The organism is Marinomonas sp. IMCC 4694, from assembly GCF_008122525.1.
Taxonomy (GTDB): Bacteria; Pseudomonadota; Gammaproteobacteria; order Pseudomonadales; family Marinomonadaceae; genus Marinomonas.
The window spans coordinates 1,732,995-1,748,390 of sequence record NZ_VSRV01000001.1 but is presented as its reverse complement, the minus strand read 5'-3'; the positions used below and the strand labels follow the sequence as shown (position 1 = coordinate 1,748,390).

The 15,396-nt window shown below is 42.3% G+C and carries 18 protein-coding genes; 7 read left to right on the top strand and 11 right to left on the bottom strand.

Going from position 1 to position 15,396, the window contains the following annotated elements:
• Nucleotides 1-3: 3 nt before the first annotated feature.
• From prmB to sppA, 3 genes are all read right to left on the bottom strand, one after another.
• Nucleotides 4-918 (bottom strand): 50S ribosomal protein L3 N(5)-glutamine methyltransferase, encoded by a 915-nt coding sequence (gene prmB, locus FXV75_RS07915; protein WP_148832326.1) that lies wholly within the window; start codon nt 916-918, stop codon nt 4-6.
• A 50-nt stretch (nt 919-968) separates the two neighbouring features.
• Complete coding sequence (locus FXV75_RS07910; RefSeq protein ID WP_148832324.1) at nt 969-1,742, bottom strand: hypothetical protein; 774 nt, start codon at nt 1,740-1,742, stop codon at nt 969-971.
• 157 nt (nt 1,743-1,899) lie between these two features.
• Entirely contained in the window at nt 1,900-2,919 is a 1,020-nt protein-coding gene (gene sppA, locus FXV75_RS07905; RefSeq protein ID WP_148832322.1) for a signal peptide peptidase SppA, read from the bottom strand.
• 195 nt (nt 2,920-3,114) lie between these two features.
• Here sppA and FXV75_RS07900 point away from each other — a divergent pair, with 195 nt between their 5' ends.
• Nucleotides 3,115-3,537 carry a MaoC family dehydratase gene (locus tag FXV75_RS07900; protein ID WP_148832320.1) on the top strand — a complete coding sequence of 141 codons (423 nt, stop codon included), beginning with the start codon at nt 3,115-3,117 and terminating at the stop codon, nt 3,535-3,537.
• 63 nt (nt 3,538-3,600) lie between these two features.
• On the opposite strand, the gene adhP is transcribed toward FXV75_RS07900, so the two are convergent.
• Complete coding sequence (adhP, locus tag FXV75_RS07895) at nt 3,601-4,611, bottom strand: alcohol dehydrogenase AdhP (protein WP_148832318.1); 1,011 nt, start codon at nt 4,609-4,611, stop codon at nt 3,601-3,603.
• A gap of 211 nt (nt 4,612-4,822) precedes the next feature.
• Between adhP and FXV75_RS07890 the strand changes: the two genes are divergently transcribed.
• Both FXV75_RS07890 and FXV75_RS07885 read left to right on the top strand, forming a co-directional pair.
• A complete protein-coding gene (locus tag FXV75_RS07890) occupies nt 4,823-5,128 on the top strand; it encodes a hypothetical protein (RefSeq protein ID WP_148832316.1) in 306 nt (101 codons plus the stop codon).
• 40 nt (nt 5,129-5,168) lie between these two features.
• On the top strand, nt 5,169-5,762 hold the full coding sequence (locus FXV75_RS07885) for a CBS domain-containing protein (RefSeq protein WP_148832313.1): 594 nt from the start codon (nt 5,169-5,171) through the stop codon (nt 5,760-5,762).
• Between the two features lie 57 nt (nt 5,763-5,819).
• Here FXV75_RS07885 and tusA read toward each other — a convergent pair whose 3' ends face one another.
• Both tusA and FXV75_RS07875 read right to left on the bottom strand, forming a co-directional pair.
• Complete coding sequence (tusA, locus tag FXV75_RS07880; RefSeq protein WP_148832311.1) at nt 5,820-6,053, bottom strand: sulfurtransferase TusA; 234 nt, start codon at nt 6,051-6,053, stop codon at nt 5,820-5,822.
• A 17-nt stretch (nt 6,054-6,070) separates the two neighbouring features.
• A complete protein-coding gene (locus tag FXV75_RS07875) occupies nt 6,071-6,697 on the bottom strand; it encodes an alpha/beta family hydrolase (protein ID WP_187424866.1) in 627 nt (208 codons plus the stop codon).
• A 189-nt stretch (nt 6,698-6,886) separates the two neighbouring features.
• On the opposite strand from FXV75_RS07875, the gene hemN reads away from it, so the two are divergent.
• From hemN to FXV75_RS07860, 3 genes are read left to right on the top strand one after another with little or no spacing between them, the layout of a single operon-like run.
• The gene (hemN, locus tag FXV75_RS07870; protein WP_148832309.1) at nt 6,887-8,257 is read left to right on the top strand and encodes an oxygen-independent coproporphyrinogen III oxidase; all 1,371 of its coding nucleotides are present in this window, start codon (nt 6,887-6,889) and stop codon (nt 8,255-8,257) included.
• A 19-nt stretch (nt 8,258-8,276) separates the two neighbouring features.
• Complete coding sequence (fnr, locus tag FXV75_RS07865) at nt 8,277-9,038, top strand: fumarate/nitrate reduction transcriptional regulator Fnr (protein WP_148832307.1); 762 nt, start codon at nt 8,277-8,279, stop codon at nt 9,036-9,038.
• 24 nt (nt 9,039-9,062) lie between these two features.
• Nucleotides 9,063-9,605, top strand: a complete 543-nt coding sequence (locus tag FXV75_RS07860) for an adenine phosphoribosyltransferase (RefSeq protein ID WP_148832305.1) — start codon at nt 9,063-9,065, stop codon at nt 9,603-9,605.
• A gap of 70 nt (nt 9,606-9,675) precedes the next feature.
• Here the strand turns inward: FXV75_RS07860 and FXV75_RS07855 are convergent, their stop codons facing one another.
• From FXV75_RS07855 to FXV75_RS07840, 4 genes are all read right to left on the bottom strand, one after another.
• On the bottom strand, nt 9,676-10,239 hold the full coding sequence (locus tag FXV75_RS07855; RefSeq protein ID WP_148832303.1) for a YfaZ family outer membrane protein: 564 nt from the start codon (nt 10,237-10,239) through the stop codon (nt 9,676-9,678).
• Nucleotides 10,240-10,249: 10 nt separating this feature from the next.
• On the bottom strand, nt 10,250-11,089 hold the full coding sequence (gene ttcA, locus FXV75_RS07850) for a tRNA 2-thiocytidine(32) synthetase TtcA (protein ID WP_148832302.1): 840 nt from the start codon (nt 11,087-11,089) through the stop codon (nt 10,250-10,252).
• 105 nt (nt 11,090-11,194) lie between these two features.
• Nucleotides 11,195-11,719: a SprT-like domain-containing protein gene (locus tag FXV75_RS07845; protein ID WP_148832300.1), complete on the bottom strand. Its 525-nt coding sequence runs from the start codon at nt 11,717-11,719 to the stop codon at nt 11,195-11,197.
• The gene (locus tag FXV75_RS07840; protein WP_148832298.1) at nt 11,719-13,485 is read right to left on the bottom strand and encodes a RecQ family ATP-dependent DNA helicase; all 1,767 of its coding nucleotides are present in this window, start codon (nt 13,483-13,485) and stop codon (nt 11,719-11,721) included. Before FXV75_RS07840 ends, FXV75_RS07845 begins: the two co-directional genes overlap by 1 nt.
• A gap of 95 nt (nt 13,486-13,580) precedes the next feature.
• Between FXV75_RS07840 and FXV75_RS07835 the strand changes: the two genes are divergently transcribed.
• Nucleotides 13,581-14,216, top strand: coding sequence for a YecA family protein (locus FXV75_RS07835; protein WP_148832296.1), 636 nt, complete (start codon nt 13,581-13,583; stop codon nt 14,214-14,216).
• A 27-nt stretch (nt 14,217-14,243) separates the two neighbouring features.
• On the opposite strand, the gene FXV75_RS07830 is transcribed toward FXV75_RS07835, so the two are convergent.
• Nucleotides 14,244-15,395 carry a SpoIIE family protein phosphatase gene (locus tag FXV75_RS07830; RefSeq protein ID WP_148832294.1) on the bottom strand — a complete coding sequence of 384 codons (1,152 nt, stop codon included), beginning with the start codon at nt 15,393-15,395 and terminating at the stop codon, nt 14,244-14,246.
• Nucleotide 15,396 lies beyond the last annotated feature (1 nt).

The following is a 15,396-nucleotide window of genomic DNA, read 5'->3' as shown; positions in this document are numbered from 1 at the left end:
AGGCTAATTCCGCTCTTGTAATAGGTCGCTAAGTTGTTCTTTCGTTAGGATAAACACGCCATTACCACCCTGCTCTAATTCGATCCACATAAAGGGAACGTCTGGATAAGCGGCTTGCAGCGCGGTTTCTGTGTTTCCGACTTCGTAAACCAATATACCGTCATCTTGTAAATAAAGCGCGACTTGGGATAAAAAATCGTGGGTGAAATCTAATCCATCTTCCCCTGAGGTTAAAGCCAGCTCAGGCTCATTATGAAATTCAGGCGGAGCATTTTTAAAATCTTGAGCGTCTACATAAGGCGGGTTGCAAATAATTAAGTCATATTGCTTGCCTGCCAACGCCTTAAACATATCGGAATGTATCGCTTGCACTCGATCTTCGACTTGATGGCGCTGAATATTGTGCTCGGCTACGGCCAGAGCCGCGTCGCTTATGTCAGAAAGATCGACCTGCGCATCTTCAAATACCATCGCTGCTGCGATTCCTAAGCAACCTGACCCCGTACACATGTCTAAAATGTGCAAAGGATAACGAGTCAGCCAAGGCGTAAATTCATTTTCTAATAATGAAAGAATGGGAGAGCGCGGTATAAGCGTGTCTTTTGTCACTTTAAAGGGTAAGCCCATGAACCACGCTTCGCCTAATAGGTAAGGCAAAGGTTCACGTTTTGTGATTCGTGTATGGATGAGTCTGAGTAGGCGTTTTTTTTCATTGTGAGTGAGCGCGCAATCTAGCATATCGCGGTCAAAATCAAGTGGTAACTTCAAGGCTCCCATTACCAACTGAACGGCTTCGTCCCAAGCATTATCTGTACCGTGACCATAAAATAAATCGGCATGCTGAAAGCGACTGAATGTCCAGCGAATGAAGTCTTTGATGGTCGATAAATCTCGAACAGCGGTTTGTTGGTTGCTCATTGTCTCTTCTTAATCTTCGTCACTTTAAAATATGGGGCGCATTATAGCGGTTATTGTTTCTCGGCTCTATCTTTGTGTTGTGTGTCCTGAAGTGAGGCTGCCAATTGCTCTAACGTTTTATGCATTGCTTGCCACGTCGATGCGTCATTTCGTGTTTTTTGCTCTTGTGCACTTTTGATCATCGCCAGCTCTTCTTGTAGAAACGCTATTTTGTTGTCTTGTTTGGCAAGGTCTACCTCTTTCTGTGAAAGGTTAAGGCGCAGTTCTGTGCTGTTTCTTTGTTCTTCTTTTAATTGGCTGCTCAATACATGGATCTGACTAAGGGCATCTTGGTTTTTTTGTGCATTCATTACAGCGCGTTGTTGCTCTAACTCGAGATGTTGTTCTAAAGCGGCATTGTGTGCATTTGTTTTTATGTGTTCTCCCTGAAGCAGGTCATAGGCCATTTGAAGCTCAACCAGTGCACTAGATAGCGAAAGATAGCTTCCATTGGTTGCGTGTTGTTTTTGTTGGTGAGCCCCTTCAATGTCTAGTGCTTTTTCATCGAGCAATTGCCCTAAATTCTGAGTAACCTCTCTTGAGAAACGATGAAATATTGGCAGCAAAACGCCATCCAGTTCTTTGAGTTCATGCTGCTGCTGGTCTTTGAAGTGCTCCTCCCATTCGGCAATCGCATTCATAAAGGTGGTATTTGAGCAGCGGCGACCATCTTTCTGTAAGAAGTGCTCTGTGAGTCGGGGAATGTTGGGGAACTGTTTGGCTTCGATTAGTTCCCAACAGGCTTGATAAATTTCTTCTTTTGCTATGTTTGCTTTACGGGCCACAAGGCACTCCATATTTTTGATAAAATAAATTATGTATTTATTTTATCAAAAATATCTTATATGTGAAAGTGTGCTTTAAAAAGCCTGACAATAAAGGACTAGACAAAAAACAGGCATTAAAAAAGCCCCCGAAGGAGCTTGTTAAAACAATAGCGTGTTACTGTAATTGAGTGCGGTTAATCGCCTTGGTCGCTATTTCAACACCAAACTCTTTTGCCAGTTCTTTCCAAGAGTTTTGAGTCGGCTGAAAATACACCACGTCAGCGGAAGGAAAGCGAGAATCTAAGATAGCGTTAACACTGGATAAGCCATCAACCAAGCCTATCTTGACCGCTTGCGAACCAGTAAACACCATGCCTGAAAAGACATCATCTGTTTGGATCAACTTACTTCCACGACCCTCTTTTACGGCATCAATAAATTGTTGATGAGTCTCATCTAAAACCGCTTGCCATTTCGCTTTAGCTTCGTCTGTCATTGGACTAAAAGGGTCCAAGAATGCTTTATTACGACCAGCGGTAAAAGTCCGACGCTCAACGCCAATTTTTTCCAACAAGTTACTTGCATCAAAACCCGACGATATCACGCCAATAGAGCCCACTAAACTGGCTTTATCTGCGTAGATCTCCGTTGCCGCAGAGGCAATATAATACCCACCCGATGCCGCCATGTCTTCTACCACAACGATAATGGGAATCGCTGGATAACTCTGTTGTTTGTGGCGAATAGCGTCATAAATAATACCCGAATGCACAGGGCTGCCTCCTGGGCTGTTCATTTCAATTACAACGCCTTGTAAGCGACGATTCTGATAAGCGTCATCCAGTAGCCTTACAAACACTGAAGATTCTATTTCCGCATTGGCGCCAATAACCCCACGCATAGGAATCATAGCAACGGTGTCCGACTCCAAATGGACACTTTGAAGATTGTCTCTAACTAGCCAAATTGCAAGCACGGTCAGTAAGATTGAAAAAGTGAAGAGACGAAAAAAGATTTTCCAGCGTCGAGCGCGACGTTTTTCGATAAGGTTGTCATTTAGTGTTTTTTCGAGAAGTGTCCAAATAGCCGTGTTTGGGTCACTCTTTTTTTCACTTTCCGGCGCTGTTGTCTCAAGTGGTGCGGCTTTCAGATCATTAAGAGCCGCCTGTTTATCTTCGTCTTCTGTCCAACTCATTTTTGATGACCTTAATAGTATGTGAAACGTAGCGTTACAATGCTAAGCAGGCAAGGCGCAAGCTTAACGAAACCGGCAGACATTACTCAAAAAGACAGCATGTTGAATAAAGGTTGTCTTTGTGTGGCAGATAATTCTTAAGAATAATGCGTCGAGAGTGTACCATATTCGAAAATGACAAGATAAGGATTGGCAATGACAACGAGTTACACATTAGAGCAGCTTTCAATCGATCAAAGTATTGAATATCGTAAATACGTTACAGAAGCCGACGTTCACGCTTTTGCTGACATTACAGGGGATAATAACCCTGTTCACCTTGACGCAGAATACGCTGCCGCGACTTCATTCGGTAAACCTATTGCTCATGGCATGTTGACCGCTGGTTTTATTTCTGCCGCCATAGGCACTCGCCTACCTGGACCGGGCTGTATTTATTTGGAGCAAACTCTTAAATTTCGGGCACCGGTGTTTATTGGGCAAGAAGTGGTTACCACAGTGAAAGTCACTGACATTAATACGCGCCGCCGCCGAGCTACACTTAAAACGGTATGTGAATGCGAAGGGAAAGTCGTGGTGACTGGCGAAGCCACTATTATGCTGCCAGCCGCAGTATAACCTGATATTAGGGACACAAAAAAGCGGCACCCCAAAACTGGGCTCCGCTTTTTAGATAACGGCTTACATAGACATTACGATCCGCCCTGTTATTTCGCCTTTTTCCATATCGGCGAAAATCGTGTTGATGTCATCCAGCTTTTTTTCTTCGATGATGGCTTTTACCTTGCCTCTAGCAGCAAACTCAAGGCACTCTTCAAGGTCTTTTCTTGTGCCAACAATCGAGCCAACCACGCTAACACCGTTAAGAACGGTATTGAAAATAGGTAATGGCAAGTCTTCTGGTGGCAGCCCCACTAAAACACATTTACCGCCACGTCTAACCACATCATAGCTTTGTCTAAAGCCCGCTTTGCTAACCGCCGTGCAAACACTAGCATGCACACCACCGGTTCCTTCTAAAATAAGGTCAACAACATTATCCATTTTAAAATCAAAGAAAAACTCAGCCCCGAGTGACATCGCCAATTGGCGCTTTGCTTCACCTGTATCAACAGCGACAACACGAAACCCCATTGCTACCGCGTACTGAACTGCCAAATGACCCAGTCCACCAATACCAAATATGGCAACCCAATTCCCCGGTTTTGCCGTAGACACTTTTAATGCTTTATACGTGGTGACTCCAGCACAAAATAACGGTGCCGCTTCAAGGAAGTTCAAACCTTCAGGGACTTTAACAACGTAGTCTGCGTCTGCCGCGCAATATTCTGCATAACTTCCATTCACCGAGTACCCTGCATTTTGTTGCGACAAACAAAGATTTTCATCACCACTCAGGCAATATTCACAGTGCCCGCAAGCACTAAATAACCACGGGATACCTACACGATCACCCAGTTTGATATGTTTGACGGCAGCACCAACCTCAACAACTTCTCCAACACCTTCGTGCCCAGGAATCAATGGTAAACTCGGTTTAACGGGCCAGTCACCGTGGCATGCGTGTAAATCCGTATGACACACACCGCAGGCGTGTATTTTCACTAATATTTGATGTGGTTTTATCTGTGGCTGTGCGACCTCTTCTATTTTTAGAATTGACCCAAACTCAGTAGCAATGGCAGCTTTCATGTTTTGTCTCCTGTTTAAACAATGAACCTACCAATAGAATAACTGACATTGAAAAATATAAAGACGACATAGATCAACCTCACGTCAGTTCGATCTGTATTGTGCTGCAAATCGACAAATCATGGAGAAATGCGTCATTTTGTAAAAAAAGCTGTGATTTATTTGTAAGCAAGCCTATATTTAATTCACTAAACACGGGGTAGGTTTACCTATGAAAATTCAACTACTTATGATCATGGTTATGATTGCATCGTCTCTAATGACGGTCTCTCAACGTGCCAGTGGCCACGAAGTAAGTCCATTTCGTTGGTTAGAGCCGACGGTTGAACAAACCTACAATGATGTTGGTATTCCTGACCAAGATAATGGTTTAGATAAAGGGCTGTTGTTTCTTATTTCCTCTTCTGGTTTGGTTTGTTCGCTCGACGTTGTCGCTGAGCTTTCTGACGGATTTTGTGCGACAGCCTCTCATATCAACAGTGTTAATCCACGAGCCCCCCCCTTCTACATGATCTGATTCATCCATTTTATCTTAATTATTTTACTGGGGATCTATCATGAAAACGCTTACTTATGTGTCTACAAAAGATGTTAATGCACTTATTTGGCCTGCAACGGTCGAAAACATAAATCTATATTCTTCTGCTTTGTCTGTTTTTACTGACTTTCAAAAAGCAGGCCCTCGAGTCATTGAAGCTAATATTCGTGCTGATGAGCTGGTTCAATTAATGCGTAAAGAGCACGTTAGAATGAAAATAGTGGTCGATGGTGACAATCATTTTGTGGGCATTATTAGCCTTGAAGATTTATCCGAAGATGTTTTCATTAAGCGCATTGCTGAGGGGGATAAGCGTTCTGAATTGATGGTGGCCGATTTAATGAGAACGAAAGAGGCTCTGCTGGCGTTATCCTTTAATTCACTCAAACACTCTGACATTGAATCACTCTTATTTAGCCAGAGAAACAACAAGTTACAACATTTGCTCGTTATAGACGAAGATACCAAGGCCATCCGCGGCTTGGTGTCTTCTAATGACGTGGCTCGCCAACTGCGACTTGACATTGATGTGGCATTTTCAAGCTTTGCCAACATTTATCAAAGTGCCATTTTGACACCTAAAAATCAAAGCAAAGATCGTCACGTAGCCTAGCTTAATCAGTACAATTGATCAGCCCCTATCCGTTAAGATAAGGGGCTTTTTTTTGCTTTAAACTTGTTTTTTTTCAATCCAATAGCAGTACACATCCTCATCTTGTTGTTGTTTGAGCAATGTATGCCCTAAAAATTGGCAAAACTTTGGAATGTCGCGCGTTGTAGACGGATCTGTAGCGATGACTTTCAACACGTCTTTGGCCGCAATTTTACGCATTTCAACGTGCAGCATCATCACCGGCTCAGGGCAAAGTAAATCGGTGGCATCGAGTAAAGCATTGTGGTGCATAATTTTCCTTGTTGAGATTAATCCGTGGTTAAATTTGAAGGCGTATCAACACCTATTTGAAGTGCATGAGCCTCTATCCATGCAACTACCTTATTTGATATGTCTTTTATAATATCGACCTGATTTTTCTTGTGGTTTTTTAATGTTTTGAAATCATGATCCGCCCCATCTAACCAAATCATATCGACAAGTTCAGGCAGGGACTGCTGAGAAACCCATTCAAGTGAACCTAAACGATCCCTTGTACCTTGAACAATTAAGCAAGGCACGGTGAGATTATTCAAAAAAGCAAGGCGGTGATTTTCAGGTTTCCCCACAGGATAAAAGGGAAAACCAATACAAATAATCCCTTTAACCATAGGGAGAGACGATAGCTGCGTAGCAACTCGCCCCCCCATTGATTTGCCTGCCACAAAACAGGCCTTTTCGTGTCTTATTCCATCAGTAAATTCGGAAATAAGCGTATCAAACCTGGGTGGCGGGCGTTTTTTTCCTGAACGTTCTTGTTCTTTCATGTAGGCAAAGGTGATGGGATGAACAGGCTGTTGCCGTGTAAGCTCTATTGCTTGTGACAACAGCTTTAAAAAGTCATGTTGATGGCCCGAGCCAGCACCATGGGCCAAATATAAAGGCGTTGTTCTCATAGTGTGTCCAAATCAAAACCGCTATTAAAGCAGATTCGCACACAAGACAACACCACAAACAAAGTCACATTGATAACAAAGGATCGTAACGAGCAGAGGGTAACGCACACGGAAACCTTGATATGAATCAGCAAGCCGGCGTCCATGAAAGAGTAAAATTCTCATTAGAATTTTTAATAGGAACACGTTATGATTTGGGATACAAGGTTAATCAGTAAGTACAATTTATCAGGGCCGCGCTATACGTCCTACCCAACAGCGCCACATTTTAGCACCTCCATCAGCAAAATCGCCCTCATTGACAAAATGCTCGAAACGTCAGATAAGCCTCTTAGTCTTTACTTCCATATTCCATTTTGCGCGCACCTTTGCTACTACTGTGCTTGCAATAAAATTGTCACAAAACAGTATGATAAAGGAATTGAATACGTCGAGTTGCTCGGAGAAGAAATGAGGCTTCGTAGCCTGATGCTAGATCATACTAGAGGCGTAACCCAGCTGCATTTTGGTGGTGGAACACCGACGTTTTTAACAGAGGAATTAATTAAAACGTTATTCGATCACATCGGTCAGCATTTTACGCTGATTAATGATGGATCCCAGGACTACAGCATTGAAATTGACCCGAGGGAAATCACTCGCGCAAAATTAGAGTTGTTAACAAATAAGGGAATCAATCGTATCAGCATTGGGGTCCAAGATTTTGACCACAAAGTACAAAAAGCCATTCATCGTGTTCAATCCTACGAGTTGGTTGCCGATCTGGTGGACTACTCGAGAAAACTGGGTATTACTTCGATCAATTTCGATCTCATATATGGGTTACCCTATCAGTCAATGCAGGGCTTTCAGCGAACCTTAGCTCAAGTCGTAGCTTTGTCACCTGATCGTATCTCACTTTTTAATTACGCTCATTTGCCAGAGCGATTTAAAGCACAAAAACGCATTACGGATGACAGCTTACCTGAATCCAGCACGAAACTAAATTTACTTAAAATGAGCATCGAGTTTCTAATAAGTGCAGGCTATGACTATATTGGCATGGACCACTTTGCTAAGCCTAGCGATGCGCTAGCAAAGGCGCAACGACAAGGCCAACTACAACGTAACTTTCAAGGATATAGTACTCATGCTGGTGCCGATCTTGTTGCGTTTGGAGTTTCTGCTATCAGCGATTTACAAGGCGTGTACATTCAGAATCACACTGACATACAAGACTACCGCCATAGCATTGAAAAAGGCCAGCTGGCCATTTCTAAGGGCTATATCAGCAATGTTGACGACAGAATACGATATCAGATCATTATGACGCTGATTTCTCGATGTGAATTAAATATTACGGAATTAGAAGCAAAATATAATATTAGTTTTTTTGATTATTTCTCTGAAGAAGTAGATAATTTGATCGCTATGGAGGAAGATGAGATGGTAAATATTGACCGCAGTGGAATGCAGACCACGATGACGGTTACTGAGCGAGGCAGATTGCTAATACGTTGTATTTGTATGATTTTTGATAAATATCTAAACAACTCAACAACCTACTCGAAAGTAATATAGATAAATCAGGGAGATCAATATGTCGATGGCACACACACCGTCAAGATTCAACAGTACACTCACATCTCAATGTCAGAGCTGTAGCTTAAGTGCACTCTGTTTGCCAATCGCTTTGGCAGACGAGGACATTAATAAACTGGATCAAATAATCGAACGTAAAAAACCGTTAAAAAAAGGCGATTTTTTATTTCGTCAGGGTGAAGCCTTTAATTCTGTTTTTGCCGTTCGTTCTGGTACTTTAAAAACCTTTAATATTACCTCTTTAGGTGAAGAGCAAATTACAGGATTTTACTGTCCGAGTGAATTAGTTGGGCTCAGCGGCATAGATTCTAATACGTACCCCGTTTCTGCAAAAGCTCTAGAAACCACAACGGTTTGCGAAATTCCTTTTAGTCATTTGGAGGAATTGTCTTCTCATATCCCGTCACTAAAGCGTCAAATATTCAAAGTGATGAGTAGAAAAATATCAGATGATCAGCAGATGATGGTGTTATTAGGTAAAAAGAACGCGGATGAAAAAGTCGCTTCTTTCCTACTAAACCTATCGAATCGCTTTAAAAAACGTGGTTATTCAGCTAGCTCGTTTCGTCTGTCTATGTCTCGTGGGGAAATTGGCAACTACCTTGGTTTGGCCGTTGAAACAGTAAGTCGCGTAATCACTCGTTTTCAAAAAAACAATCTAATACATGTTGATGGCAAAGAAATAGAAATTGTTGATTTTCAGGAAATGCAGAAACTTGTCGGTGTAGCAAGTGACTGTGGTAAAATCTCTAATATTTAATGGTAACAATAAGGCCCTAACACCATGCTCTACGATGATTTTTACGTTAAATCACTCATTCAAACCATTGAAGATTGGCCAAAAAATGGCATCAGTTTTCGAGATATTACGCCCATTTTCAGCGACCCTAAGGGAATGAGAATGGTCGTCGATGCTTATGTACACAGGTACATAACGTCTGATATTTCACATATTGCTTGCATAGACGCTCGCGGTTTTTTAATCGCGGCTGTGCTAGCTTACGAGTTGCAAAAGCCCCTAATCTTAGTGCGAAAAAAAGGTAAGCTCCCTGGTAAAACCATTTCACAAAAATACGCTCTTGAATACGGTGAGGCGGAATTAGAAATACAAGAAGGAGCAGTAAAGGTAGGCGATGAAGTATTGTTATTTGATGATTTAATCGCTACGGGCGGGACATTGTTTGCAGCCATTAAATTACTGACTAAACAGGGTGCCAATATTAAAGAGGTCGCTGCTATCATTGACTTACCTGATTTAGGGGGAAGTCAAAAATTAAGAGACAGTGAAATACCAGTGTTCAGTTTGTGTGCGTTCGACAGCGATTAACCCAGTCTAAATATGCTTATTTATAAAAAAGTGGCCAATTGGCCACTTTTTTTTACGATAAAAGGTATGACTAGAATTCTACATTGGCGCCAATGGAGATGCCTTTATCGATCTCTCGACGACTATTATCGTCATATACGGTCACTGTTCTACCGTAACTCACGTAAGCTCGAGCATTGCGCATGGTCATATATTCGAGGCGAATATCGTAGGTATACATGTGATCTAGATTTGAGAACGACAACACCTCAGGTGAATAGTACAAAGAACCAAATATGCTTACACGGTTTGCTTCTGGAATAGTGTATCGATACCACCCACCCAGACCGACAGCAAACGCAAGATCATCTTGATTTTCTAAATCGGCGTCTATAGCGTACAGCCGTACACCAATGCCCACTTGCAACGGTCCGCTCGTATCGGCATCTTCCACCGTTACACCAACATGCGCTGTGGAAGTGCTGGCATCATCATCACGAGTGAAGCCCGCGTTGATACCAAAGCTACCCATATTTAAGTTGATGTTACCTTTCACGGTATCATTCGTCAGACTGACCCCAGCATTAGAAGCGTGAACCAAAGAGGCACCAAAAATACCCGCAGTAAGAAGCAGTGATTTACACATAAAATCCATATCTATTATCCTATAATGAAATAATATTTAGTCGGTCTAAAGCGTCTTTCGTTTGCTTTAACCCTTTAAAGTCAAACAATGTTGTATCTGCCAAATGAGAAGAAACGACATTTTGTATCGCTGAAAACATGGTCTCAGTTCGACCTGGAAAGTCTTTTTCCCATTTTTGCAGCATGTCTTTTACTACTTGTCGCTGTAGGTTTTCTTGAGAACCACAAAGATTACATGGAATGATGGGGTAGTCTTTCATAACAGCAAAAGCTTCAATGTCTTGTTCCTTGCAATATGCCAACGGACGAATCACAATATGCTTACCATCGTCACTTAATAATTTAGGTGGCATTGACTTCAACTTACCGCCAAAAAACATATTCAAAAACAAGGTTTCTAAAATGTCATCTCGATGATGGCCAAGTGCAATTTTTGTCGCGCCAATTTGTTCAGCGAAGCCATACAGAGACCCTCGTCGAAGACGAGAACATAACCCGCAAGTGGTTTTACCTTCAGGAACGATCTCTTTCACGATACTGTAAGTGTCGCGTTCTAAAATATGGAAGTCGACCCCTGCTTGTTTTAAATAAGCGGGTAAAATATGCTCAGGAAAACTGGGCTGTTTCTGGTCTAAGTTCACCGCAACAATACTAAAACTAATCGGTGCACTGGCTTGTAAATTCCGTAAAATTTCAAGCATAGTATAAGAGTCTTTGCCGCCCGATAAACACACCATCACCTTATCGCCCTCTTCAATCATGTTGAAGTCGGCAATGGCTTGGCCTGTCAATCTTCGCAGGCGTTTTTGGAGCTTGTTAAGCTCCAGTTTTTCTTTGGGGTTGTTAGATAAATCCATCATATATACGCTATAAATAAAACGACAACATAGTACTATAAGGGCAAAGAAATCGCATTAAAAATGCCGCGACTAATAAAAAAGTGCACAAAAAAACTTTTTATGGCGCTATCTTTCTGAATGCGTATAGCCTGTAAATTGCAAACTGCTGCGACAATTTTTACACATGTATTCAACGCCTTTCTTGGCTTTAGTGTGACGGTGTTTCGAAAAAAGGTGCTCTTTGCATGAGCATCGGTAACCAAATACATTTTTTTGAGGTGGCACTTCAAAAGTATGCGTTCTATCAGGTTTAAGGCCATAGACTTTTAGCATCACTGCCTGCCACTCTTTTCCATGGGGTTTTACAGAAAGACCGTAAATTTGAAACACAACAAGGTGTGCGACTTCATGCGGTATAACCGTGTTTAAAAACACAGTTGGGGTTTGTTCATACATAAAACGATTAAAGCGAAGCTCATTTTTTTGTAAGTACGCCATACCAGCCGCTTTTCCTTTCAGTTTGAAGTTGCAAGTAGCAAGAGCAAACTTATGACCGAAAAAGGTGTCCGCACAACGAAAGCATACTTCCATTTTTTGATAAATTAACGCCAAAGCGTCACTGTCGGCTTCGTTAATCTTTGTCTGCGCCATTAAAGACATGCCCCGAACGACGCCTTAGTATCCACATCATGAATAAGGTTTAGTAGAGGCTCTGCATAATCCACCATGTCCTCTTTAGATAACCCAGTTAAACGACTTAATGATGCGATTGTTTTTGGCTTATGCAGGCAAATACGCCTAAGTTGGGTTTCACTTAAATTTAGCTTGCCAAACGCGTAGTTCCAAGCCAGCACCTTGTGCCAATGTGCATTATTTTCTATCAATTGATCAACCTTGAGTGTTGGGTAGTAGCGCTCACTAGCAATAATAATCTGCACTTTACCTTGCAATACACCGCGTGATTTTTCCGTTAACTCAACAGTAAATGCACTAAATGTGCCAACTTTAAGGTAATCAAACGCTATCAAATGCCGAATAACCGATTTCCATTGGGTCTCACTTAGCTCCTTGCCTTGACCGAATAATGGCAATGATTCGGCATTGATTCCCCTCACTGCTTTTGTTTTTTTTCCTAATAATATCTGAATCAACAATGCGAAGGGCTGAATGCCCTTGGTATGGTAAACAAGAGACAAAAGTTTTTGACTCGCGGTTGTCATATTTTGTTCAGCTTGCCTAAAGAGGCATCGGTCACAGAATTGGCACGGGGCAATGTCTTCATCGAAATGCGATAATAAATTTTTACGTCGGCAGCCGCGACTTTCTAAGATACGAAAAAAGCTATTCAAGTGGCGCGTTTCTTGTTCTACGGCTAAGGGTTGCGACGCCACCAGCTTCTGAGCTTGTAGCATGTCTTGTAAGCCGTACAACAAAAGTGAATGCGCTGGTTGCCCATCACGACCTGCTCGTCCCACTTCTTGAAAGTAAGCCTCTGGGCTGTTGGGTAGATCAACATGAATAACAAAACCGACGTGCGCAATATCAATGCCCATACCGTACGCGGTCGTGGCGACCATAATGGCACCTTGCCGTTCAACAAAAAGGGTATGGTTTCTGCGTTTCTCTTCGTCAGACAAAGCAGCGTGGTAACATAAACTTGGAAGTTGTAAATCAGACAACCATGCAGTTAACTCTTCTGTTTTTTTTCGAGAACGACAATAAATAATGCCGGTTTTACCTGGAACTTCATGATGCAAAAAATACAGTATCTGCTGCTTTGCTTTTCTTTTTTGGGCAATTTGAATATTAATGTTAGTTCGATCGAAGCTACTGCGTAAAACCTGACAGTGGCTAAGGTGCAACGATTGCTGAATCGTTTCAACCGTTCTCTTATCAACGGTTCCCGTCAATGCGATAATAGGAACGCTTGGAAAGGCTTCTTTGAGCTGACCAAGCTGACTGTATTCTGGCCGAAAAAAGCCCCCCCACTGCGAAATACAATGAGCTTCATCGATCGCAAACAAGGCGATATCCATATTGTGTAGAAAACCGATGACAGAAGGCTGAACCAACTTTTCAGGAGATAAATACAATAAGTCGATGTGTTGATGTCGCAATGCCCACACTAAATCATCCTGCTCACCAGGGTTTAATGTAGAGTTTAAAAACTGCGCGCGCACGCCTTTAGCATTTAGTTCATTCACTTGTTGCGTCATGAGTGAAAGCAAAGGACTAACAACCACCGCCACGCCTTGTCTTATAAGGCCGGCGGCTTGATATACCAATGATTTACCTCCGCCGGTAGGCGCAGCAAGCAGTACATCTTGACCAGCACATAGCGCATCAATCGCTTTTTCTTGTAAGGGTCGGAATTCTGAGTAGCCCAAGCGGGCAAGAGTGTGCAGCTTTTTATTCATTTTAGAATTATCTCTTAACGTAGGCTTTTGTGCATCGATTTTTTACTGTCTTTTCGCTAGAATCGAACCTTAATTTGCATTAGGGAAACATTTACATGGCACATCAACCTCTTGATGATCTTGAGTTAGAGACGTTAGAAATTTTTTTGGAGTCGGATCAGGTTCATGAGGAATGTCAGAACTTTGTCATGGCGCATGGGTTTCTGACGGCATTGTCTATTTGTCCTGTTCAAATAGCCGAAGAACAATGGTTACCCGTTATTTTTGAAGCGCCCCCACAGTTTCTTAATGGCAAGCAAGAAAAACAGATCCTACAGTATTTATCTCGCCTCTATGTCGACATACAACAAGAGCTGGAGTCTGAAGACGGCTTTATGGTGCCATGTGAATTGGAAATGGCTCAGTCTCCAGACGAGTTAAGTGAATTACAGGAATGGGCGACAGGCTTCATGGAAGGGGTTTTTATGACCGAGAGCCATTGGTTTGAGTCAGAAAAAGAAGAAGTCGTCGCTGAATTATTATTGCCTATCATGGTGGCGTCAGACTTGTTCGATGATGAAGAAGTGGTTGACATTCGCTCGAGTGAAAAGCTGACCCAGTCTTGTATTGCTCAAATACCAGAAGTCGTCACGGATTTATTCTTGGTATTACGTTCTGAGCCAGAGAAGAGACCTTTTCCAAAGGCTCAACCGAAAAAACAAAGCAGTAAGAATAAGAATAAGAAAAAGTAACGCTTCTCAGAAACGAGTAACGTTAGGCTATTTGGAACAGGTACTTCTTAGTGCAACGAGAGTGATGTCGTCAAGTTGCACTGAATCTCCACGGTAGTCGTACAGTCTACGCTCTATAGATTGCTGAGCAGCCAATAGGTCATCATTGGCATATACCTGAGAAATCATGACTTTCACTTTGTTGTCGCCCAGCATGTCGTCTTCGCTGTTCTTCAGTTCCAATACCCCGTCAGAAACAATCACCAGCGTATCGCCAAGTTGTAATTGGTTGCTTTGTAAATCTGCCTCAAACTCCTCAATACCAAGAATACCCAATGGCATATGATGAGAGACTAAATAATCAATGTGACCATCTATTCGTCGGATTAGAGCATTTGGCATCCCTCCACCCCAGTATAAAATCTTTCCACCTGGCACTATCAAAATAAGGTAACCTGCACAGAACATGTAATCGGGCAAAATGCCGATCAATATTCGATTGATTTTTTCTGCCAATTCATCAATATCCAGCAAATCATCGACCGCATCAAAAAAAGCCTGCATCACAGGCAGTGCGCCGATCGAGGCTGGAAGTCCGTGTCCCGTGAAATCCCCAACAAATACCAAGCGCGCACCGTCGGATCGTGTTTTCACTAATGCCAAATCCCCATTAAAACTGGCCGCTGACAAACGTGTAATCGCCACGTATTGAGAATTGGCTTCGCTCCGAGTCTGAATATGGTCTAGCACATGATGAGCCATTTCATGCTCACGCTCTATCATGTCCTGATAATAGGTTAGCGCTTTATTTTTACGATACATCTCCTTCATTAGTTCAATATGACGCATGTGTGTTTTTAATCGAATATTGAATAATACTTCGTTAAAAGGTTTTGGAATGAAGTCATCTGCACCGTATTGAAAACAGGTATCCATAACCGCATCCGTGGTATGCGACGCTAAAAAGATCATCGGTACAAAACGATTTCCACACAATGACTTGAGCTTTTTTACCAGCTCAAAACCGCTACCACCGTTAACAATCACATCTAGGGTAACGATATCAGGTTTATCCTTGATGAACGCCGACACCGCCTCGTCGTAATTGGCGACAGTGTTGACTTCTACACCAACTTTCACTGCGCATAATGTAATAATTTCGCGATAAACGAACTCACTGTCTACGCATAATAATTTCATT